Consider the following 22,266-nt stretch of genomic DNA (forward strand, 5'->3'; position numbering starts at 1 on the left):
CAGCTTCTGTCCTCCTGTCCGAGTCCCGCCGAGTTCTACGTTCGTAGTCAGCGGTCGAGACCATCTCTCCGTGAACGGGTTTCAGCATCCCGGACTACCGGGTGGTCCGGGCGGCGTATGCGCAGGCCGCCGCCACCCAGATTCACGAGAGCGATGTGGCGGCCGTGGCGGCGGCGGTGCTGCCCGGCGCGCATGCCGGTCGCGTCTACCAGCTCACGGGGTTGGAATCGTTGACTCAGGTCGAGCAGGTCGAAATCCTGGGGCGGGTGCTCGGCCGGTCGCTCACTTTCGAGGAGCTCGACGATGCCCCGGTGCGGGAACAGATGGCGCAGTTCATGGATCCGGAATTCATCAATGCGCTGTTCGACCTGATGGCGGCCTCGGTCGGCAAGCCGGCGCCGGTCAACACCGTGGTCGAGGACCTGACCGGCCACGCCCCGCGCAGCTACGCCCAGTGGGTCGGCGACCGTGTCGCAGACTTCTCCTGATCCTCGTGATAACGACTGCTCCAACGGCATTGGGGGCCGGCCTCGTGCCCGGCTGTCGGTCGAACAGATGATGTCGCGCACCCCTGACAAGTGCACATACTGATCGGACGACTCGCGGGACAGCCGGGGTCATGAAACACCCCGCACGAGGCCGGCATGTATCAGGACGATCCGCAGCAGCCGCCATCCCAGCCGGTGTCGGGCCAGCAGCCCGTACCGTATGGTCCGCCGCAATGGCCGGGTGGATATCCGGCGCCGGTCCGCCCGGGCACGAACGGCATGGCGATCGCGGCATTGGTCGCGTCGCTGATCTTCGCGCCGCTGGGAATCCTGTTCGGCCACATCGCCTTGGTGCAGATCAACCGCACGAGGGAGGACGGGCGGGGCCTGGCGATCGCGGGCTTGGCCATCGGCTATTCATTCACCGCGATCGCCATCGTGGCTTGGTCCACGCTCGCCCTGTGGATCGCGGCGATCACCGACGATATGAACGCCGACCGCTACTCCACCTACACCCCGTACATCACCACCCAGTCCTATACGACGACCAGGCTGACCAGCACCGCGCCGCGCACCAAGGTGACAACGGTATCGCCGACCGCGGGTGAGGATTCCACCGCCGAGGTGATCCGCAACGCCACGGTCGGCAGCTGCCTGCACCGCGTCGAAGGCGCCAGTCAAGGCAACGGCGTCAGCGACGTCACCGTCTCCGCCGCCACCTGTGGGACCAGCTATTCCACCCACCGCGTCGTGCAGCGCACCACCGACACCAGTAACTGCTCCACCAAAACCTGGGTCCGGACCACCGGCAGCGCCGGAACGGTCGTCCTGTGCCTGGTAGCCGATTGAATTACCGAGTGCCGCTGGACGCTCCGGAGATGAGCAGCGTGCCCGGCTCGTCGGTACCCGTCCAATGGGCGGGTGCGGGCCCGAAGGTGTTGCGCGCGTTGGTGACAACGCTCTTGGCCATCGCCCGGTTACCGACCCCGCCGATGACCGCGCCGATGCCGGCCGGCAGGGTCTTGCCGAACAGCAGCACCACGCGTTTGGCCAGGAAGGACACGATGAACTTGCGCGCCATCGCATTATCGATATTGCGGATGACCGGCAGCCGGTCGGCAACCACCCCGGCCCAATCACGCGCGGATTGACTGGCGTTCTTGCCCAGCATCTCCGCCCCGCTCTCGCCCAGCACCACCCCCACCACGAGGGCGCGCCGCTGCTTGGGGGAGAGGTTCTCGATGCCGTGCACCGTGCCCGCCGACACCGCGTACATCGCCGAAGCTTCGAGGAAGAACACCGATTCGACGCCACTGACCGCGAGCCCGATCAGCGTCCCGATCCCGGGCACCGCGGCACTCAACCCGGCGAGCGCGCCGCTGATGGTCACCACGGTCAGGTATCGAGTCTCGAGCCCGCCCGCGATATCGGCCGGGGTGCGATCCGGATGCCGTCGCCGCAGCCGCCCCACATATTTGGCCGCGAGCGGCACCTGCACGGTCGTGCCGCCGCGCAACACGAGCTCGACGGATTTCTGCAAAGCCTTCTCGAACATCACCAGCCCCTTCCCTCGGACCCGTCCGACCCTAGGTGCGGACCCCTCCTTCGATACCCGCACGACACCGAGATTAGCCAGTTCGTTACTGACATCACGTCGATGCCCATATTTCCGGGGGGCGCCGAGACGATTTGAAGCGAATCCATTTCAACTATGCTCCCGCCATGATTCACAGCTCTCTCCGCCTGACCGTCGTCTCCCTGGCTCTCGCGGGCGCGATCAGCGCCGGAATCGGCACGGCGACAGCCGATGTCGAGGCACTGCCCGCCGAAACCACGCTCGCGTCATCCATTGCCGGCGGCACCGGCTCCTCGGACCTGGCGACCGGCAGCGGGCAGTACATCTTCGGACCGCTCACCAAGGCCCTCGCAGCGGTGTACTGCGCCGTCGTCCCCGGCAGCGCTCAATCCGCCTTGTGCGTGTAGTGGCCGGCCCGCGGCCGAACCTTTTCCGGCCGCAGCGAAGCGAGAGTGTCGACGCCCTCTGTCACGATCCTTGATGAGCCCGGGTGTCCGGCACGCCCGCGTAGTCGGGGAGTTCGACGCCGTTGATCGCGCGCTCGATCAGTTCGCCGAACCATTCGCCGCTGAAATCGGGGGCGGGTTCGGCATCTGGGCCGGGGATGTCGCGGCTGCGGGCGTTCAGTTGGGCGATCTCCTGGTTGGCTTCGACGAACGGGCGCATCCGGCGTTCGTAGGCGGCGAACCCGGCCGCCGGATCCCATCCGGCGGCGGCCAGCTCTCCGGCCAGCAGATACGCGCCGACCAGGGCCAGTCCGGTGCCCTGCCCGGACATCGGGGACGAACTGAACGCCGCGTCCCCGAGCAATGCCACCCGTCCGTTGGACCAGCGCTCCATCATCACCTGGGCGACCTGATCGAGATAGAAGTCGGGGGTGTCGTCCAGGTGCGCGAGGATGCCCTCGGTCAACCAGCCGAACCCGGCCATCCGCTCTCGCAGCAGGCGTTTCTGGGCGTCGATATCGCGGTAGTCGACATCGAGATCGGTTGCGGGGAAAGAGAACATGGCCATCGCGCGGGTGGCGTCCTGGATCGGCCGCAAGCCGGCCGAACGCCCGCCTTCCTGATATTCGATCAACCACTTGTCGAGCCCGAACTCGTTGGGCACGCTGTAGAAGGCCAGCGCATGTCCGAGGTGGCGGACGAACTGTTCGTGCGGCCCGAAAACCATTGCGCGCAGCGCGGAATGGAGCCCGTCGGCTCCGATCACCAGCTCGAACCGCCGCTTGCCGCCGCTCGCGAACACCACGTCGACCCCGTCGGCGTCCTGGCTGAGCTCGGCGATCCGATCGCCGAAAATGTATTCGACCCCGTCGCGAGTGTCGTCGTAGAGCACCTGCGACAGATCCCCGCGCAGAATCTCGATCTCCGCGATGAACCCGTCACCGCCGTCGTCCTCCACGTGGAAAGCGTTGAGCACGTTGCCATCCGAGTCCACCGTGCGTGCGCCGATGGTCTGGGTGCAGGCCGCCCGCACCTCCGCATCTAACCCCATCCGCCGGATGACCTCCTTGGTCACCCCGCGCGCATCCACCGCCTGCCCACCGGGCCGCAGCTCGGGCGCCCGCTCCACCACGGTCACCTCGGCCCCCCGCCGGCGCAGCCAGTGCGCCAGCGCGGGCCCCGCGATGCTCGCCCCCGCCACCAACACTCTGATACCGCTCATCGCGCCCTCCGCTCACCCGCCGGATCCTGTCCGGACCGATTGTTTCCGCTCTGACCCACCACTGCCGGTGTATCCAGACGTTTGGACGAGGCACCCACCCGAAATTCATCGACGCGGCCGAGATCATCTCAATGCTCCTGCGCGCCACCGAATATAGCAACGCTAGACAACGTAGCGACTCGATGTTACCGTTGCTCCAGTTCCTAACGCTGCTAGATCAGGAGTAACCGAGATGACCTTCACCAGCAACGAACAGCAGTTCCTCGCCGAGGCCGGCATCGGCCGCCTGGCCACCGTCTCGCCCGACGGTGTCGTCCAGAACAACCCCACCAACTACCGCGTGAACCCCGACGGCACCATCGATATCGGCGGCATGCGCATGCGAGCCAGCCGCAAATACCGCAACGTCGAAGCGGGCAGCCGAGTGTCCTTCGTCATCGACCAGCAGGTCTCCCTGGACCCCTACGTGATTCGCGGCATCGAGGTGCGCGGCAAAGCCGAAGCCCTCGAGGACCAGGAGCCGCCGTTCCCGCCCCAGGAACGCGCCATCATCCGAATCCGCCCCGACCGGGTCATCTCCTGGGGCATCGACAGCGGCTCCTTCGAATTCACCAGCCGCGCAGCGGAATAGCGGACCGTGGCGGCAGGTCCGATCCGGCTGGGCCTTCCGCAAGTCGCCCCGGGTCGGAACGGCCCCGCCCATCCCGTTCGGGCCGGGCGGCATCCATCATCGACCCGGAATTTGCTGGCTCCACGCTCAGCGAACTTGGCGCTACAGTCGACCCGGAACTCAACGGGCCGCCGAGTTCTCGAATTTTCCCAGGTTCCGGGGGGATTCGAAGAGTTGATCGATCGAGGATTGTGGTGACTGCGGGCAGATCTCGTGCCGCGAACGATGGCACTGTCGCTTCCAGCTTGGCCCGCCTGGTTTCGGGCGTTGTGCAGGACTTGGGTATGAATCGCGGTCAGTTCGCGCATTTGCCGGATCTGCGGCCGGAGGTGCTGGCCGATGATCTGGCGCGGGTGTCGACGCCGACGATGATCGCGTTGTGGGAGCAGCTCACGCTCAGCGATGCGGGTACCGCGATCGGTGTGCATGTCGCGGAACAGGCGCCGGTGGGCACGCTCGGGTTGTGGGATTACCTGTACACGACCGGTGCGAGCTTGATCGAGACGACACCGCAGGCACTGAACTATCTGGATGTGATCGGCGATCCGGGTGCCGATCGGACGCGAGTGTTGCAGAGCGGCAGTCAGTTCGTGGTCGGGCACGCGACCGGTCCCGCGGTGCCAGATGTGGTCGAGGCGATCGAGATCTTCGTACTGGCACTGTTTCTGAAGCGTTCCCGCGAAGCCACCGGCCGCCCGATCGTCCCGCTGCGGGTCAGCCTGTCTCATCGCGCGCCTCGCGAACATCGCCGGCTGGTCGAATTCTTCGGCACCACTCGCATCGACTATGAAGCGCCGGTCAATTCGATCACCCTGCTCGAGGAGGACGCCCACGCCCCGCTCCCGCAATCCCAGCCCGGCCTGGGCAAAATCCTGCAACACCACGCCGAGCTGACCCTGGCCGCCGCCAAACCGGTCCTGCGCTGGTACGACGCCTTCCGAGTCGCACTCGACATCGTCTTCGAGGCGAACATCGTCTCGCTGGAAGCGGTGGCCGAGCGCTTGGCGATGAGCCCGCGCACCCTGCAACGCCGCCTCGCCGAACACGACACCAGCTGGCGCACCGAGGTCGAGCAAGCCCGCCAGGCCCGCGCCCTCGCCCTGCTACGCGACCCCGAACTACCGATGCGCTCCATCGCCCGCCGTGTCGGCTACAGCGACGAACGGGCCCTGCGCCGCGCAATCCGGCGCTGGCACGGTGTGCCCCCCTTGGCCGTTCGCGACGGGCTCGTCGCGGGCTGAAGAAAAGAGGAGACGGCGCCACCTCCCTCACGTAATCGCCACAATTCCAGCGCATTTCGCGCACTTCGCCGCGCTAGGTTGCTGGGGTGTTCGCGAAAGAGCTGCGGTCGTATGTTGTGCCCGCGTCCGCCTTGGTGTTGGCCGTGATCTTGCTCCTTGTGACGCTGCATCGCGGTTGGATCGTCACGCAGTTCTGGATTCTGGCGCTGCCGTTGCTGCTGGGGGTGTTCGTGGTGGTATCGGCTTTGCTCATGGTGATGGTTTGGCTGGCCGGTCGCGACGGGCGATGGTGGTCGCTGGTGGCTACGGTGCTGCTGGCGGTGGTCGGGGTCGGGGGTTCGGTTTTCCTGTTCTTCGATTTGAAAGCTTTTGTGTGGACCAAGTTTTGGCTCGAACGTCCGGCGTTCACCGCGATCGCCGCGATGGAGCTGCCGGAGCGTGACCGCATCGGGTACTACGGTGTCGACCTGCCCGCGTACCTGTGCTTCGTTTCGGCCAATTGCAAGGTGGCGGTGATCGGCACCAGTGGTGGAGAGCCGGTGCGGTTCGTACCCGACTTCCTCGGGATCCCCGATGATGCCGAGGGCTATGCGCATTTCGTGGGCACACCGGAGCCGGGTCCGTACGACGGCTTCGGTGAATCGATCTGCCCGACAGTGGAATTGGGGGGCGGATGGTGGTGGCTCGGCTCCTGCTCCGCGCTCTCGCATCCGTAATGACCGGAATCGCCTAGCTGAGGTCGGTTTCGCGCGGCGGAGGCGTGGCGGGACTAACGTTGTCCGGCATGGCAAGTAGGGATGTGGTGGTGACGGTGGGTGAGGACGACTGGCTCCTCTTGAGTGATGCGGCCGAGTGTGCGGGGATGAGCGTGGAGGCTTACGTCTCGTGGGGAGTGCGGATTCTGGCGATGCAGGCCCGTCCGGGCGGGGCGAAGCAGGGTGGGCGGGCGGGGAGCAGCCCCGAGGACACGGGAACCGAATACGGGGTCGCCGAGGAGTCGGAGTCGGCCGCGTGGACCGAAACCTTCTCCGAACGGCTCTCCCACCGAGCCCATCGACGCCGGGAGAATTGAGGTCGATGGCTCAGGCGGCGAGCGCGCGGCCCGCGTAGACGGCGCCCACCGTCCCGCCGAGCGCGCAGCTGGTGACGATCGACCAGGCGACCGGTCCAGCGCCACGCAGCCGAAGAAGCGGTTCACGCCGGGCGTCATGATGATGCCGGCCAGCAGGGCGGCGCTGCCGGCCGCGGTGACCCAGACCAGGGGGCTGTGCCGGCCGATCACCAGGGTTTGACCGAGTTGGGTGGAGACCAGGGCCGCCAGCGCCATGGTGGCGGCGCGGCGCTGGGTTCCGGTGGCCCGGCCCAGCAACCAGGCCGCCCCGGCGCCCGCCGTGGTGCAAGCGCCGCGCACGGCGACGGTGCGCAGGAAGTCGCCGCCGAGTTCGGGCCGGGGGAGTTCACCCAATTCGGTTCCGGTGTCGGCGGGTTCGGTGTGGTGTTCGCCGGTGCGCGAACCGGACAGGGCTACCGCCATGGCGGGGCCGAGATCGGTCAGCAGGTTCACCAGCAGGAATTGGCGGGTGCCGATCGGGGCGCGCCCCGCCAGCAAGGTGCCGAGCACGGTGAAGGTCACTTCGCCCGCGTTACCACCGACCAGGACGCCGATCGCGTCGCGCACGCGCTGCCACATGCCGCGGCCTTCGACGAGCGCGTCGAGCAGCACGGTCAGATCGAGATCGCCTGCGGGATCGGCGGATTCGGCGGAACCGGTGATGATGAGGTCGGCGGCTTCACGAGCGGCCACCGATCCGCGGGCCGCCAGGCCGATGCCGATGTCGGCGCTGCGGATGGCGGCGGCGTCGTTGCTGCCGTCGCCGGTCATGGCGACCACGTGGCCGCGGCGTTGGAGCGAGGTGACGATGCGGACCTTGTGTTCGGGCGTCACCCGGGCGAAAACGGTTGCCCGGTCGATCAATTCGGCCTGTTCGTCTTCGTCCAGCCCGTCGATGTCCGCGCCGGTGGCCACCTGGTCGGCGGGGATCCCGAGTTGCCGGGCGACGGCGCGCGCGGTGACCGGATGATCGCCGGTGATCATGCGCACGCTGATGTCGTTACGCGCCAACTGCCGCACCAGATCCGGGGTTTGCGGGCGCGGGGTATCGGCGAGGCCGATGAAGCCGAGCAGCGTCAACTGCTCGATCTCGTCGGCGACATCCGCGGGCTCGCGCGGGAAGTCGCGGCGCGCCACCACCAGTACCCGCAGCCCGCGCTCGGCGAGGCGTTGCACCGCTGCTTCGGCGTCGGCGCGCTGCCCGGCATCGAACGCGGTGACGGACCGATCACCGTTTCCATTGGCGCGCAACACTTGTGTGCAACGCGGCAGCACCACTTCCGGTGCCCCCTTCACCGCCAGCCGGATGTGATGAGCGGTGTGCCCCACGGCTGCCGCATATCCCCGGTTGCTCTCGAACGGCACCTCTTCGATGGGATCCCAGATGTGCACCGCCCTGGCCCCGAGATGCCGGTCCGCGGCCTCCACCACGGCCCGGTCGGTGGCGTGCACCGGCGCGTCGTCGCCGTGTGGGCAGGCTCGGGCGGCAGCGCGCAGCAGTCGCCGCGATTGCGGTGAGTCCGCGGCGTTTTCGGTATCCCAGGTGTCGTCCGCGTCGGCCAGCGCGTCGAGATGCAGTCGACCGGCGGTGAGGGTGCCCGTCTTGTCGAAGCACACGGTATCCAACCGCCCCAGCGCTTCGATGGTGCGGCTCGAGCGCACCAGCACACCGTGCCGCGAGAGCCGCCGGGTCGCCGCCAGCTGCGCCACCGTGGCGACCAGCGGTAGTCCCTCCGGTACGGCCGCCACCGCGACCGCCAGCCCATCGGCCAAGGCGGGGCGCAATGGCAGCCCGCGCAGGAAGCTGGCCGCCGTCACCACACTCCCGCCGCCCAGCGTGAGCGGAAGAACCTGCGCCGAAAGCGATTTCAACTGCTCCTGCACGCCACCACCACGCGGCGCCCCGGCCGCCGCCAACGCCCGGCCCGCTTCGGTCGCGGCCCCGGTCGCCACCACCACGGCGCGCGCCTGCCCATTGACCACGACACCGCCCTCGAACACCATGCAACTCCGATCACCCAGCGCCGCACCGGGAGTCGCACCGACCTCCTTCTCCACCGTCACCGATTCCCCGGTCAACCCCGACTCGTCCACTTCGAGCCCCTCCACCATCAGCAACCGCGCATCCGCCGGCACCACATCCCCGGCCCGCAACCCGATGACATCCCCCACCCGCAAGACATCCGCCCCGACTTCGCGCTCCTCGTGCCCCTTTTCACTCGCACCCTCGCCGAGTCCGCGGTCCGTCGTTGGGCTGGTGTCGCCGTGGGGTCCACGGCCCGCCGTGCCGCTCGCATCGCCGAGTCCACGGCCCGTCGTTCGGCTGGTGTCGCTGTGGGGTCCTTGGTCCGCTGTGCCGCTTGCGTCGTCGTCGAGTCCGCGGTCCGTCGTTGGGCTGGTGTCGCTGTGGGGTCCTTGGTCCGCTGTGCTGCTCGCGTCGTCGCCGAGTCCGCGGTCTGTCGTTGTACTGGCGTCGCTGTGGGGTCCACGGTCCGCCATACCGCTCGCGACGTCGCCCAGCCAGGAGTTCGCTCTTTCGCGTGTGCTGTCGCGGAGCTGGGAATTCGTGCTGTGGCGCTCGTGAGGATTTTCGATGCGGCGCGCGATGAGCCGCTCACCGACCAGCAGGCGATGCAGCGACTGGCCCGCGCGGCGGCGCTGGAGCGCGGACACCACCGCATTGAGGCCGAGCACCGAACCCACCAGCACGGCGTCGGTGGGGGAGCCCAACAGCGCCGATGCCACCGCGCCCACGGCGAGCAGCGGGGTCAGCGGATCGGCCAGCTCGCGGCGCACTTGAGCGGCTAGATCGGTCAAAGTCGTTGCGGGAGTGGCGAACCAGCGGGCGGTGCGGATCGCGCCGGTAGCGACGGCGCCGTGCGGCGCGGGAGCCTGTGGGGGAGCGGGCAGGCGGGCCAGTACTTCGTCGGGTTCGAGCGCATGCCACGGCACCAGCGGCACCGGCGTGGCCTCCGTCCCGCGTCCGGCGCTGCGCCCCGCCATAAGTCCGCTCGCGAAGCTGAGCAGCGTGGCGCTGGACAGCGGTGCGGTGGCGGCTACCGGCCGAGCCCCGGTGGGCCCGGATGCCAGCAGTAACCCGGTCAGCGTGGCCGCCGACAGGGTCAGCACCCGCCCCCGCTCGCTCACGGCGCGGGCCGGCCCGACCGCCGCGATAATCCTTCGCGCACACTCCAAATCCGGGCACACCACATCCGCCTGCCACGGCACATGAACCTGCTCGCCTTCCCGCTCGACGAGCCCGATCCCCAGATCCGCAGCCCCCAAAGCCTGATGCGCCCGGCCACTCAGCACGGCCACCACGTAACCCTGCTCTTGCAGCCTGCGCACCAGAGCGGTCTCCGACCCGCCCGCGGCCACGAATTCGTCAGCGCTGCGCCGCAATTCCCCCATCGACTCGTCCCCGATCAACACCACCCGCAACCCGGCTCGCCGCGCCGCCGCCAGCAACCCGACCGCCTCGGGATGCGCTTCCCGCCCGATCAATGCCCGTCCGACGACGTCCTCCCCGTCATACAGCCGATGCCACAACGGATCTCCGCTACCCGCCCCGCGGGAACTCTCGTTTTCCAGCCGCAGGGTTGCGCGATGGCGGCCACGCGGCGGGGGTATCGGCAATTCGGACCCGTTGCGCCACAGCAGGCGCTGTGCCGCGCTCCACACCTGCTCGACGCTCCACCCGGAATTCTGTGCTTCGGCCGCGAGCACCACGGCCCGGTCGCCGCGCAGCGCGTGCCGATCCACCACCAGCGCCGAAGCCCGGTCGAGCCGCCGCCACAATCGGGGATCGATGGTCAGGACCCCGCGCCGCGCCATGAGCGTGGAGAGGATGCCCGCGAACGTTTCACGCCCGGCGCGAGCGGCGCGCGGCACCCCCGCGGCGAGCGCGCCGGCGGCATCGGAGGAACCGCGGCGCCCGGTGAGCGTGGCCAGCGAGGCCGCTGCCGCACCGGTCCCGACCTGCGCCGCACACCGTTCGATCGGCCCGGCGGGCAGGACGACGGGCCGTGGTGCGGGGGAGCGGTATTCGGCGACGCCCGGCTGGTGCGGGGAGCCGAGCAGATCGTCCCAGCGCCGCCATTGCCCGTAGCGCGCGCCCGCTTCCACCAATCGAACCGCGCGCTGCAAGGTGTCGCCGAGCAGTGCGCTCAGCTGCGAGTCGAGCGCCTGCCCGAACGCATTGCCGAGCGCGAGCACCGTATCGGCCCGGTGCACCCCCAACTGCCGCTCCAGCAGCACCCGCAACTGCGGCTGCCCGTCGATGAGCGATACGGTCGCGCGCATCAGGTCGGTAGCGCCCGAGGCCGGTATCACTTTGCCCGCCAATGCGAGTCCGATGCCGACCACATCCCCGGCCAGCTGCGCCGCACTGGTGAACACCGGTTCCTGATCCGACGGATCGGCCAGCTGCCGGCTCCACGGAATGTCTTCGGTGCCGGCCTTGCGCTCGAGTTCGGCGAGCTCCGCATCCAATTCGTCCGCCCCGAACCGTTCCGGTTCGAACTGCACCGTGACCCGCCCGCTGACCGCGTTGACCCGATGCCACCGCACCCCGTCGAGCTGCCCGAGCCGATCGCGCACCAGCGCGCCGACCTCCGGCGCCCGTTCGCCCCGCAACCCTTTCACCTCGGCGTGAATCCGATCCCCCCGCACCGCGATCCGCCGTTGCCGCCGCTGCGCGCGCGGATCGAACAGCGCCGTCGCCTCCCGCGCGAAGCCGTCGATCAACTCACCGACCGCGTCGGGCGCGGCGGCCCGCACCACTGCCGTGCCGCGCGCTGCCACCGCCGCGGCGGCGAGCAGCGGAAGCCGCACCGGCGCGGTCACGAGTCCGCGCAGCGCGGGCCTCATTCGCCCGCCCCGCTGAGGGTGCCCGCCGCCGCTGCCGTATCGCCCACTGTGTTCGCCGTGCCGGATGCAATACACATGATCGTTCTCCGGATGTTGGATGTTGGTAGACGTGATGGCCTTGCCCAGCGGAGCGCATCGCAAACTCCCGGATTCGGCGATGCGGGATGGGTTCGCCGGCAGTGGATTCCGCGTCGACGGCCGTGAATCGATATGTGAATGTTCGGTGGGGCGAATGTGGCGAAACCTTCGAATTCGCTTATGGTACCGAATCTTCGGATGTATGCCGGGAGTCTGCTCGTACGATTGGCGCGGGGACGGCAACCGGAAGGACAATTACGATGCAACAGATTCCCGGTGCTGGCGCGATCGGATCCGGATTCAATATCCTGGGCGATTACAGTATTCGATCACTCACGCAGCAAATCATCGATCTAGGTCCGGATGGTAAGGACTGGTCGTATCCGCCGACGGGCATCACCTACTCGGTGCCCACGAATGTCCAGCCGATCGAGTACACCAACACCACCGGTTCCTCTTTCGTATACAGCACCGTCGAACAGTTTCAGTCGCATTTCGCCACGAAGGCCAGTGCTTCGGCTTCGTACGGGGCGTTCAGCGGCCAGTTCAATGTCGCGTACAGCCGCACCGTAAATACCGACCAGTCATACTATTACGGCATTTACGAGTCGGATTTCACGGCGTGGCAACTGAATCTGCACCACTCGTCGGATGAATGGGTGAGCAAGGACTTCCGCGAGGATCCCGACATCCGAGACCTGCCGACCTCCTTCACTCCGCAGAATCAAGAACAGTTCTTCGCCGTATTCCGCAAGTGGGGAACGCATTACGTGGGCCAGGTCGTGGTCGGCGGCAGTCTCGACTACTACGAGGCCGTGCAGACCTCGTACTCGATGAACCAACAGCAGGTCAGCGCCAATATTCAGCTCGAGTACAAGGCGGTGTTCACCTCCGCCAAGGCCGAATCCAAGACGCAATGGGACGAACTGGGCCGCACCTGGTCCGACAGCCGCATCGTGACCGTGGACGCCACCGGCGGCGACAACGGCCTGCTGAACTCGCTCAATCCCGCCTACGGCGACAACCACGCCGGAATATTCGATCAATGGTCCTCCCAGGTGATGAAGAACCCGTCGGTGGTGGAGTTCTCGCTGAGCCCGCTGAACAACCTGTTCCACGGCAATCAAGCGGTCGCGGTGGCGCAGGCGCTGGAGGCATACACCAATGGCGCGATCCTCTGCTACGCCGGCACCGATTACACCCCGAACGGCGCTCCCGGTGGCGGCAATGTCAGCACTTCGTGGGGCATCATCACCAATGGCAATGTGGCGATGCCGAATCCGCCGGTGACCCCTCCCCAGCCCACCGTCATCGCCCCCGGACAAGCGGCCCCCGTCGGTGGCTACCAGCTCGCACTATACGATCCGGTCAGTTTCGAACCCGTCATGTCGCACCTGTATTACCAAACCTACGAACCACATTCACTGGTCCCCGACCCCTCGATCTACACCGCCATGATGAACGATCTCGATGCGGTCAGCAGTCGCGGATATATAGCGGCCGTCAGCGGTTTCGCCATCGACCTACTGAACTATCCCTCCCAAGATTTCTCGCACTGGTTGATGAGCATCGGCGCCACCATGGCGGCCTGGAAGAAATTCATCGGCTACCCCGACAAGGGCGGCTCGGCCTGCTACATCGTCCTGGGCCGCCAAGGCGCCGCCCCCGGCAAAGCCCTGGAAGTCCTGCAAGCCGTCTATTCCCCCAGCGACTGGTTGCAGGAACCCTCCCTCTTCAACATGAATCCCTCCGCCCTCGGCCTCACCTACGGCCGCACCGCCGTCATCACCGCCGGCCAGCACATCCACGGCTCCCTCGCCGCGCTGGGGCAGCCTGAGCAGCCGAAGCCCCCGAAAGTCCAACCGCCCAAAAAGAACTCGCACCACCACTAGCGGGCACTAGCCCTACCGAAGCACTGTTGGCTTTTTGCTCCACTTTCGGCCTTTTTCCGACCGGGGGACCTCGAAAGTGGAGCAAAAGGCCGCCCGGCAGTCGCAGTCGGCACACCCCGTGGCGCGATCAGCGGGAGAGGCGGAACGGCCCGCGGTCCCAGCGCCATTGGTGGCGCAGGGTCAGGGCGGCCAGATCCAAGGGTTCGAGGCCGGTTTCGGTGCGCAGGGTGCGGAGTTCGGGCCAGTCGAGGGGACCGGAGGTCAGGCGGTTGCGGAGGATGTTCTCGGTGCGGGGGTCGACCTGGCGCTGGGCGAGGTCGGTGACGCCGTGGCGGCTGCCGGTCCAGACCAGCCAGCCCCAACCCTGACGGTGGGCGTAGGCGCGGCCCGCGGTGGCTTTCGTACGGTTTGCGTGGAATGCGGTGTGGGCGAGGGGGATTACGTCGATCAGGACGGTGCGGTCGTCGGTGAAGCGGGCGGCGACGGTGGGGTGGTGGAGGCGTTCGCTGCCGTCGATGTCGTAGGTGACGGCGGCGGGGAACTCCTGGAAGGTCTCGACCCGTTCGCTACCGTCGAGGAGACGCAGGAGGCGGGCTTGCAGGCCGGTGTCGAAAGTCAGTTCGCGGCCTAGTTTTTCGGAGTACATGCGGCCGCGGCCGTCGTCCGTCAGGTCGGCGGTGCGGGCGGGTTCGGCGGGGAGGGCAGCAGGTGTTCCCGCTCCCCATTCGACTCGGTGCAGCCACGGATTCCATACGCCCGCAGGGACTTCCTCGGGTTGCAGGGGTGGCAGGAGGTGCCAGCGGCCCTTCTGCTGCCAGCCGGCGATACGCTGGAAGACGAAGCCGGCGATGCGTTTGCACTCTTGGAGGTCGTGGCCCGCCAGGCGCAGTTTCAGATAGGCCCAGTCCTGGGCGGCGATATCGGTGTCGGTGGCATAGGTTTCGGCCAGCAGCGTGCGAACCAGCCACTCGTCTCCGCGGCCTACGGGGTAGCGCTGTGCGAAGACATCCAGATCGGGGTGGCCGGTCAGCTGGGTTTGGCGGACCAGGTTGCCGACCGAGCGGGTGTAGAGCTGGCGGGCTCGGTCCCGGGAGACGCCGAAGCGGGAACCGAGGACGGTCAGCGTTTCGGGGGGCTCGCCGTCCAGACCCAGCCGGCAGGTGATGAGCTCGCCGTCGCGTGGGCGTTCCACGGCCTGTTCGGCCACCAGTTCGGCCACCACCTGGTTGACGTCCTCGAACCCGAAGGTCACGCCGTCACCCAGGTCGCCGTAAAGGTCGGCGCGTGTCTCACTGCTCGTCAAGGCGGCCCCTACTTCGTTCGCCAGTCTGTTCGACGAGCCTAGCGCCGGGTACCGACAGCACGGCGCAACCGCGACGCACCCTCGGTCATGCCGGTGGCGTCGCGGTGTGTCCCGCGGGCGATCAGGACCCGATCGCCGCGTTCATGATGGTTCCCGCGCTGGTCGCGATGATCCCGCCGATCATCGCCCCCGCCACCATCTTCGGCGAGGCGAGTCCACTGCCGGACCACTTCTCCCAGGCGAACCGGCCGCCGGCGTAGGTGATCGCCAGGACCCCCGACAGCAGGATGAACCAGGTGAAGTAGCGGACCAGCTTCAGCAGCTTGTCCGCCACCGGCGGGGTTTCGGGCGTGGGGTTGCCCAACTGGGCCAGGGTGTCACCGAGCCCGGAGCTGTGGAGGAGCACAGTGTCTTGGAGAGCGCTGAGCATGATCGTCACCACACGAAGGTACCGCCATTTCGGCCATACCGGCATCGGAACCTGTGTGAGATGTCCTGTGCCCCTGCTGGTTTCACAGCGTGTCGCGGCGGGTGGCGAGATCGTGTCCCGAAACGACGAAACCCCGGTCCAGCCGAATGGCCGTTCCGGGGTTTCGTTGGAGCGGATGACGAGATTCGAACTCGCGACCCTCACCTTGGCAAGGTGATGCGCTACCAGCTGCGCTACATCCGCAAACCGCTCACCTGGGCGTTTCCGTCCGTGGCTTGCGAGAGAGAACATTAGCCCACGACATGCGGAAGTTCCAAAACGCCTGCGTAATGCCGGTATTTGCCCGGAATCCGGCGTGCCGCCCGTACTACCGCGGCGTGTTGTCCTCGAGCGGCACGATGGCACTGATCAAGGTGCGATCCCCGGACGTCACGGTCAGCACCAGCTGCGGCGGCCAGGTCTTCTTGGTCGAATCGGGATGCGTCTCGTTCACCACCATGACGTGCTGCCCGTCGAACGGCCCCGGCACGATCTGCACGCAGTAGGTGGTCCCGGCCGGTATCGAGTCGATCCCCGCCTGGATCTGCGCCACGCTCGGCGCGGCCGCGTCCGGCGCGTACATCTCCCGCACCTTGGCCCCGGATCGATCCACGTAGTACCGGTTCTGAAGCGCGAGGATGACCTCCGGCCCGGATCGCGTACTGCCCGGCCCGTTCCCGCGCACATGCCCCCCGCTGACCTCGCTCGCACAGCTCCCCGCTGCCGCCGCTGCCGGTTCGGCCGAGGTCGTGGTCGTGGTCGCCGAGACCACCGCCGGAACCGTAGCCACCGCTGTCGGATGCTCTTGCGACCCCGTGATTTTCGACACCTGCACCGCGATGGCCGCCACCACCGCGAGCACGCCGAGTATCCCCAGCACCGGCACCATCCACGCCCGCCCGGGTTCACTGCGCCGATGCACCCCGACCCGCCGCGCCGGTGCGGGCTCGTCGTAGTCATCGTCGTAGTCGTCGTAGTCGTCCTCCGGATACCGGCTGTCGTAATCCCGGTAAACCCCTCGCGCCCGAACGGGTTCCGGCGCGGGTTCGATCCAATCGGCCCAGCTCCCGCTGTACGCCCCGTCGCCCGCCGGCTCGGGGTCCGGCGGCTCGGATTCGCGAGTGTTCATAGCACTGCCCGTAATTCGCGCCGGACGCCGTAATGCCTGCTCATCACGCCCCCTGTCCTCATTTCGAGACCTGCGGCTGGGTCCCGGGAACGATCGGATTCCCACCGGTCGGTCCGCTACTCGGTGCACCGGAACTCTCGAACAACGGCACCCCGCTGGACGACGGACTCGTGGTCCCGAACAACCCCGGCGTGCTGGGCGCACTACCCGTCGTCGTCGCCCCGCCCCCGAGCGGGAACCCGGGCATCGCACTGGTGGTCACCGTCGTGCTCCCCTGGAAATCGAACCCGCCGGTCGGCTTGTCGCTACCCCCGCTCGGCATCGTCCCGCTGCCCGCGACCCCCGACAGATCCTGCGCGATGGCCGCGAACCATCGCCCGGCGTACTGCGTCGCGCTCTCCCCGAAGTCGGCCCCCGGCGCGACGGTGTAATCATGCTTCTGCGCCATGTTCCAGTACCGCGACCAGGTGGTCACGTCGAGCAGATCCTTGTTGTCGGTGATATTGGTCGACACCGCCGTGAACGCCTGCGTCACCAGATTGCTGACCGTCGTCGGCGGCACCAAATTCGTGACCGCACTGACCAGTTTGGTCCCCAGCACCGCCAGCCCCGCGATCGGATTCGCCAGCCCGGCCGTCGCGATCTCGGCGATATTGGTGGCCGTGAGCACCGACTTCACCACCGACACCACGGAATTGAGCGCCAGCGTCCCGATCTTGATGAGCGCCTGGAACGCCGACCCCACATCCACTGTGGTCTGCGGATTCGACGCCTCGGCGATCCGCTCGGAGATCGACTTCTTCGGCTCGTAGGACAGGTTCGCGATCGACTCGCCCTTGACGTCGTTGTTCACCACCGAGGTGAAGGTCTTGATCGAGGTGTAGGCCAGCGCCTCCGCCACCGATTTCAGCGAGGCGATCGGATCCCCGCCCGAAATCTCCACCTGCGAGGCGATATTGGCGACCGCCCGCACGATCGGCGACCCACTGGGCGCGTCACAGGCCAGGTCCCCGCTGGAGCAGAAGCTGGCGACCCGCCCGGCGAGACTGCCGAAACTGACCGCCGCGTTCTTGTCGTTGCCCATCCCGGATCCGGTGGCGCCCATCGAATACTGCGGCGGATCCTCCAGCGCGGCAACGGCGGTCCCGCTGGTCCCGGGCGCGGCATCGGGTTTGGACTTGCCGGGCGAGCTGGGGAACAGCCCCGCCCCCGCATTGCGGGTGGGGTCGCCGAAGAGCGCCACCGCCACCACCTTGTCGGCCGGCACCACCCCCTTGCCCGCCCCGACCTCCTGCGCGAACAGCGAAGCCACATGCGCGCCTTGCGAATACCCGGTGATGGCGATCCGCGTGCTCGGGCACCGCTCGCTCACCTGCTTGACCATCGACTTCAGGGTGTCCACGCCCTTGGTCACCGATTGCAGATACGGCGTGGTCCCGGTGGCCACCGCCCCGCCGAACGAGGCGTCGTAGGGCACGTACGCCCGCGACACCAGTTCGGTGGCATCGGCCATCATGGGCCGGAAGACCGTGGACAGCATCCCGGTGTCGGTGGTGATGGCCGCGTCCGGCGACGACTCCCCGGTCCCTTGAACCCCGAACGCGAACAACGCCGGGCATTTGTCGAGCGATATCTGCGTACTGGGCGTATCCCCGCGCGCCCCGCCCACGGCCACCGCCGCGACGGCGCATACGGCCGCCGTGATCAGCGCCGAGTTCCGGATCGCTCCCGTGGACAACAGTTTCCGATGCACATCGCACCTCGTTTTAGTTCATGGGCTCGCGGAGGGCGCGTCCGGGGACACGCGTGCGGTGATCCTCGCGCCGGCCTGCCGGGCGGCGATGAGGATCTGCTCGGCGAGAAGCCGAACCGGTTGCGGTGGTGTGCGGGTGGGATCCCCGTCGTCGAGCGGCGAAATGCCTTGTGCGGGCGTCCACGCCGCCAGTTCGTGTGGTTCCAGGGCGCGCCAGGGCTCCAGCCAGCCGAGCCGCCAGGTGCGCGCGCCGAGTTCGTGGGCCAGCGCCTCGGCCTGTTCGCGCCGGGTGGCGACCGGAGCGGGCAGCGGGCGTGCGGAATCGGCGACGGTGAGGATCCCCACGACCTGACTCCCGGCCGGGGTGGCCTGCCGCTGATGCGCCAGCAGCGCGCGCTGCAACGTGTTGATGCCCCGCATATGCGATCGCGCCACCAGCACCACCAGCGGCGAATCCATATCCGCGCCCAGCCCGATGCGCGCCGGCCAGCGTTGCCCCGCGTCCCCGGCCCAGCTCATGCTCGCCGCGAGACTGCTCACCCCGGCCCCGCCGTGCACCCCGACCAGCCACAACAGTGGCGGCGGCCCAGTGGGATTGGGCACCGCCCGATGCCACATCGGGACCGGCGGCGTCGAAAGCGCAGGCGGCCCAGCCGGATCGGGTGACTCCGTGCCGCCGGATGCGCGTCGACCGGCCACCGCACCGAGCCCCGATTTCCGAGCGTCGCCCGCATCGTCGGATAACCCGGCCTCGTCCGCCGAACCCGTATGGAACCCCGCGGCCGATTCGTCGAGCCCGGCGGTCGTAGTGTCGTCCGCACCGCCACGCGATAAATGCCAGGGCCGCACAGCATCCAAGCGTTCGCCGGCCGTGCGTTCCCCTGCCGATGACAGTGCGGGGCCGGAGACCCGAGCGCCGAGGCGCGGCGTCGAGCGCGTTGCCCGGTGCGGAAGATCGTGCTCGTCGGCCCAGGGGGAGGCGGGGCGCTCGCGGAAGGTGGTCATCGCAGCGCCCCCAGCAGGGAGAGGTACGCGTCGCGGGTCTCGGCGGTGAGGCGATGCCAGGAAATGACCCCGCCCCCGGCGAGGTGAATGTCGAAGGGCACCTTCACTACTTCACGCACCCAGGACCCGAGATGGGTGCGCACATGATCGACGACCGCCGCCGCGGATCCGGGCACCTGTTCGGTCAGCACGATCACCGCGTCGCCGACCACGAACTCGCTGTAGTTCTCGTCCAGCCATTGCAGCGCCGGTTGCAGCCGGTTGATGGCATCCGCCCGCGCCGCCACCGTCAGCACCAGCCCGACGCGCGGATCGGCCAGCAGCGGCGCGGCCAGCCGGCTGGTCACCGGCGCGCCCGCATCGAAAACCGCCAGCAGCCCGGCGGTTTCGAGATGCCGGGCCACCGAGACCAGGGATTCCCGCCGCGGCAGGGCATCCGGGCTGCGGCTGAGCACCCGCACCCCCGTGCTGGTCTGGCCCGCGTACGCGCCGACCATCGAGGCCAGCTCGGGATGCGGTGCGTCCAGCCATTTCTGGAGCGTGCCCGCCGGTTTCGACAGATCACAGCCGCGCAGCGCGAGATCGCCCCCGCCGAGCGTGGCATCCACCGCTACCGGCCACACCTCACCTTCGCTGTCGACCGCCGCCGCGGCCGCCAGCCCGAGCGCCGTCGTCGAGGCCCCCGACGACCCGGAACCGCCCAGCACCAGCATCGACGGCACCGCCGCGCGCAGCAGCCGCCCCTGCCCGCCACGCAAAGGCACCGGGTCCGTGGGTGATCCGGCGGCCGCGGGCTGCGACAGTACCGGCGGTTCGGTCTCCTGCCGGACGCGATCCTCCAGGCCGCGCAGGAAGTCGTCGATCTGCGTCATCAGTCACCTCCCGCTCCGGGCGGTGTGCTGCGGCGGCGGGCGCTCATCAATTGCCTCCCGCCAGAATGGCGCTGATCCGCGCCTGCCCACCCGACACGGTGGTGATCATGATCTGCTGCCAGGACGGCCGGGAACCGTCGGGCCGCAGCTCGTCCACGTTCACATTCCAGCGATCCGAGCCCAGCGGCGTGATGGTCACGCAATGCTGCGTCCCGGCCGGCGTCCCGGAAATGGCGGTGCGCGTGGCCTGTTCGCTGGCGGCCTGCGCGTCCGGGGTGAGCAGCGCGCGCACCGCCACCGGATCGCGCAGCACATACCAGGCGTACTCGAGCTGCATGATGGCGCCGGGACCGGAGCCGGGATCACCCGCGCCGGAACCGATCACCCGATCCGGGGTGTTGACCACCGGGCACCAGACGTTCAGTCCGGGTTGGGCGTTCGCGGGCGCGGTCTCGGAAGTCGATGGGGGAGTGGCGAGCGGCTCGTCCGCTTCCGGCGTGAAGGTCAGCCAGATGCCGGCCCCGGCCACGACCAGCACCAGCAGCGCCACGCCGGCGATCAGGAACCGATCGCGCAGCAGCCGCCGCCGCTGGGTCTGGGCCGCGCGCCGCCGGGCTTCGAGGACCAGCGGGGCCATCGGATCCTCGGCGAGCAGTTCGGTTGCGCTGAGCCGGGATTCCCGGTCGCCGACCGGTTCGGCCGGGGCGGCACTCTCGTCCAGCCATTGCGCCCAGCCCGGAGCCGCCGCGGCGGTCTCCGATTCGCTCGCTACCGGGTCGAGCGCGGGCAGCGGCGGGCGCGCCGATAGGGCATCGTCCTGTTCGATCACGGCGTCTCCCGTGCCGTTCCGGTCACGCACCCGGCGCGGGTGCGATCGCGGCCAGGAAGGCTTCGGGGGTCAGCGCGGGCATGTTCTCCACCGCGCTGCGGAACGAATCGACCTGGTGCGTGGCGTCTTCCACCACCTGCTGCACCACGGGGACGACCTGCTGCTCGACCACTTGATTGACCTGGGTGACGGCATTGTCGACCGCGGTGTAGACCTGCTCGGCGACGGGTTCGATGGCTTGGGCGACGGGAGCGGGGGCGATCTGCGCGACTGCTTCGACGATGGGGGCCGAAACCTGTGCTGGGGCAGGGTTGATCGTCGCGGCGGCGTTGACCGTGGCAGGGTCTGCGGGTGCTGGTTGGCTGGCGTTGCCGCCGCTGAGGGCACCGCCCGCCAGAGCGGCGAGTGCGCCGCCGGCCACTACCAGCGGGACAGCGGCCATGCCGCCGAGCGAGCCGCCGCCAACACATCCGGCAATGCCGCCGACGATTGCACCAGCGGGTGCCCCAACTCCAGCAGTCGGAATGCCGCCGATCAAGCCACCCGCGACAGCGCCCACAACGGCGCCGACACCACACCCGATCGGCACCAAAGCCGCTGGTGCTGCGACACCTACGGTGCCTGCCCCCAAGAGCGCGCCCATCGAGCTGGTGGCGGCCATGCGGTCGGAGTCGGTGCGCGAGAAGCCCATGCTGTCGTAGAAGGCGGCGATCTGCCACTCCGTCATGTCCAGGTACGCCTGGGCCTTGTTACGCGACTTCTCATCGACGAAGTCCGGCAACTCAACCGAACTCGTCCCCACCCGCAGCTTGTGCGGATCGGTTGACAACACCGCAGGTGCAGGCGTTTCCGGCTGAGTCGCTTCGGCTTCCCCGCCGCCCGACTGCTCCTGCTGCACCTTCGGCTGCACATACGTATCCATCTGCGGATTCGTCTGCTGGCTCGGCCGTGGCCGCGACGGCGCCGCCACCGGCGGGTCCGGAATGTAATCCGCCGGGCTCGGCGTATTCACCGCGGGCTGGTTGGGTGTGGTGAGCCCCGGCTGCCCTTCACCCGGCACCGCCAGCCCGGGCTGCCCGGGCGCGGCGGCGCTGACGCCCTGGCTCATCACCAGCGCGACCGGCAGCATCGACAATGCGATGGAAGTTAATCTCTTGGTCATTTCCCATTCCCGTTCCCCGAATGGACAGCGGCGGGCCGCGTCGCCCGAATCCCCCTGGACACCATGGCATTCCACACCACCGGCCCGCATCGCGTGTGGTTCACCCGAATATCCTCGAAATGTCCCATGATGAATCCCCACCACCGTGCGA

Annotated in this window: 18 protein-coding genes and 1 tRNA gene; 7 read left to right on the forward strand and 12 right to left on the reverse strand. The window is 68.3% G+C overall.

The features are described from left to right. Positions 1–101: 101 nt before the first annotated feature. Both NI1_RS02290 and NI1_RS38745 read left to right on the forward strand, forming a co-directional pair. Complete coding sequence (locus NI1_RS02290) at positions 102–488, forward strand: Rossmann-fold NAD(P)-binding domain-containing protein (RefSeq protein ID WP_067813564.1); 387 nt, start codon at positions 102–104, stop codon at positions 486–488. 156 nt (positions 489–644) lie between these two features. Next, entirely contained in the window at positions 645–1,337 is a 693-nt protein-coding gene (locus NI1_RS38745; protein ID WP_245663029.1) for a DUF4190 domain-containing protein, read from the forward strand. A gap of 1 nt (position 1,338) precedes the next feature. On the opposite strand, the gene NI1_RS02300 is transcribed toward NI1_RS38745, so the two are convergent. Beyond that, positions 1,339–2,043 (reverse strand): hypothetical protein, encoded by a 705-nt coding sequence (locus tag NI1_RS02300; protein WP_067813568.1) that lies wholly within the window; start codon positions 2,041–2,043, stop codon positions 1,339–1,341. Between the two features lie 167 nt (positions 2,044–2,210). On the opposite strand from NI1_RS02300, the gene NI1_RS02305 reads away from it, so the two are divergent. Beyond that, the gene (locus tag NI1_RS02305; RefSeq protein WP_067813570.1) at positions 2,211–2,471 is read left to right on the forward strand and encodes a hypothetical protein; all 261 of its coding nucleotides are present in this window, start codon (positions 2,211–2,213) and stop codon (positions 2,469–2,471) included. 61 nt (positions 2,472–2,532) lie between these two features. On the opposite strand, the gene NI1_RS02310 is transcribed toward NI1_RS02305, so the two are convergent. After that, entirely contained in the window at positions 2,533–3,732 is a 1,200-nt protein-coding gene (locus NI1_RS02310; RefSeq protein WP_067813572.1) for an FAD-dependent monooxygenase, read from the reverse strand. A gap of 232 nt (positions 3,733–3,964) precedes the next feature. On the opposite strand from NI1_RS02310, the gene NI1_RS02315 reads away from it, so the two are divergent. From NI1_RS02315 to NI1_RS02325, 3 genes are all read left to right on the forward strand, one after another. Then, entirely contained in the window at positions 3,965–4,363 is a 399-nt protein-coding gene (locus tag NI1_RS02315) for a PPOX class F420-dependent oxidoreductase (RefSeq protein ID WP_067813574.1), read from the forward strand. A gap of 323 nt (positions 4,364–4,686) precedes the next feature. After that, positions 4,687–5,643, forward strand: a complete 957-nt coding sequence (locus NI1_RS02320; RefSeq protein WP_084522473.1) for a helix-turn-helix transcriptional regulator — start codon at positions 4,687–4,689, stop codon at positions 5,641–5,643. Positions 5,644–5,786: 143 nt separating this feature from the next. Further along, complete coding sequence (locus NI1_RS02325) at positions 5,787–6,359, forward strand: hypothetical protein (protein WP_157534904.1); 573 nt, start codon at positions 5,787–5,789, stop codon at positions 6,357–6,359. Between the two features lie 53 nt (positions 6,360–6,412). On the opposite strand, the gene NI1_RS02330 is transcribed toward NI1_RS02325, so the two are convergent. Further along, positions 6,413–11,623: a cation-translocating P-type ATPase gene (locus NI1_RS02330; protein ID WP_157534905.1), complete on the reverse strand. Its 5,211-nt coding sequence runs from the start codon at positions 11,621–11,623 to the stop codon at positions 6,413–6,415. Positions 11,624–11,802: 179 nt separating this feature from the next. Between NI1_RS02330 and NI1_RS02335 the strand changes: the two genes are divergently transcribed. Continuing rightward, complete coding sequence (locus tag NI1_RS02335) at positions 11,803–13,593, forward strand: MAC/perforin domain-containing protein (RefSeq protein WP_169815525.1); 1,791 nt, start codon at positions 11,803–11,805, stop codon at positions 13,591–13,593. A gap of 127 nt (positions 13,594–13,720) precedes the next feature. On the opposite strand, the gene NI1_RS02340 is transcribed toward NI1_RS02335, so the two are convergent. The 9 genes from NI1_RS02340 to NI1_RS02380 all read right to left on the reverse strand — a co-directional run bounded on the left by NI1_RS02340 (position 13,721) and on the right by NI1_RS02380 (position 22,088). Further along, positions 13,721–14,896 (reverse strand): hypothetical protein, encoded by a 1,176-nt coding sequence (locus NI1_RS02340; RefSeq protein WP_067813584.1) that lies wholly within the window; start codon positions 14,894–14,896, stop codon positions 13,721–13,723. Between the two features lie 121 nt (positions 14,897–15,017). Then, the gene (locus tag NI1_RS02345; protein WP_067815121.1) at positions 15,018–15,335 is read right to left on the reverse strand and encodes a hypothetical protein; all 318 of its coding nucleotides are present in this window, start codon (positions 15,333–15,335) and stop codon (positions 15,018–15,020) included. Between the two features lie 158 nt (positions 15,336–15,493). Next, positions 15,494–15,569: transfer RNA gene (locus tag NI1_RS02350), tRNA-Gly, on the reverse strand. 124 nt (positions 15,570–15,693) lie between these two features. Continuing rightward, the gene (locus NI1_RS02355) at positions 15,694–16,494 is read right to left on the reverse strand and encodes a DUF8176 domain-containing protein (protein WP_067813586.1); all 801 of its coding nucleotides are present in this window, start codon (positions 16,492–16,494) and stop codon (positions 15,694–15,696) included. Between the two features lie 58 nt (positions 16,495–16,552). Next, positions 16,553–18,247, reverse strand: a complete 1,695-nt coding sequence (locus NI1_RS02360; protein ID WP_067813588.1) for a cutinase family protein — start codon at positions 18,245–18,247, stop codon at positions 16,553–16,555. An 18-nt stretch (positions 18,248–18,265) separates the two neighbouring features. Further along, positions 18,266–18,850: a hypothetical protein gene (locus NI1_RS02365; protein WP_157534906.1), complete on the reverse strand. Its 585-nt coding sequence runs from the start codon at positions 18,848–18,850 to the stop codon at positions 18,266–18,268. A 398-nt stretch (positions 18,851–19,248) separates the two neighbouring features. Further along, positions 19,249–20,124, reverse strand: coding sequence for a MinD/ParA family ATP-binding protein (locus tag NI1_RS02370; RefSeq protein WP_067813591.1), 876 nt, complete (start codon positions 20,122–20,124; stop codon positions 19,249–19,251). A 46-nt stretch (positions 20,125–20,170) separates the two neighbouring features. Further along, a complete protein-coding gene (locus tag NI1_RS02375) occupies positions 20,171–20,953 on the reverse strand; it encodes a DUF8176 domain-containing protein (RefSeq protein WP_157534907.1) in 783 nt (260 codons plus the stop codon). Positions 20,954–20,975: 22 nt separating this feature from the next. Further along, on the reverse strand, positions 20,976–22,088 hold the full coding sequence (locus tag NI1_RS02380) for a hypothetical protein (RefSeq protein WP_157534908.1): 1,113 nt from the start codon (positions 22,086–22,088) through the stop codon (positions 20,976–20,978). Between the last annotated feature and the right edge of the window lie 178 nt (positions 22,089–22,266).

The sequence above is a fragment of the Nocardia inohanensis NBRC 100128 genome, assembly GCF_001612945.1.
Taxonomy (GTDB): Bacteria; Actinomycetota; Actinomycetes; order Mycobacteriales; family Mycobacteriaceae; genus Nocardia; species Nocardia inohanensis.

Bases quoted from the DNA above. Each gene is read 5' to 3' on its own strand.
- NI1_RS38745 (WP_245663029.1), top strand. From the start codon at position 645: ATGTATCAGGACGATCCGCAGCAGCCGCCATCCCAGCCGGTGTCGGGC.
- NI1_RS02300 (WP_067813568.1), bottom strand. From the start codon at position 2,043: ATGTTCGAGAAGGCTTTGCAGAAATCCGTCGAGCTCGTGTTGCGCGGC.
- NI1_RS02305 (WP_067813570.1), top strand. From the start codon at position 2,211: ATGATTCACAGCTCTCTCCGCCTGACCGTCGTCTCCCTGGCTCTCGCG.
- NI1_RS02310 (WP_067813572.1), bottom strand. From the start codon at position 3,732: ATGAGCGGTATCAGAGTGTTGGTGGCGGGGGCGAGCATCGCGGGGCCC.
- NI1_RS02315 (WP_067813574.1), top strand. From the start codon at position 3,965: ATGACCTTCACCAGCAACGAACAGCAGTTCCTCGCCGAGGCCGGCATC.
- NI1_RS02320 (WP_084522473.1), top strand. From the start codon at position 4,687: ATGAATCGCGGTCAGTTCGCGCATTTGCCGGATCTGCGGCCGGAGGTG.
- NI1_RS02330 (WP_157534905.1), bottom strand. From the start codon at position 11,623: ATGAGGCCCGCGCTGCGCGGACTCGTGACCGCGCCGGTGCGGCTTCCG.
- NI1_RS02355 (WP_067813586.1), bottom strand. From the start codon at position 16,494: ATGAACACTCGCGAATCCGAGCCGCCGGACCCCGAGCCGGCGGGCGAC.
- NI1_RS02370 (WP_067813591.1), bottom strand. From the start codon at position 20,124: ATGACGCAGATCGACGACTTCCTGCGCGGCCTGGAGGATCGCGTCCGG.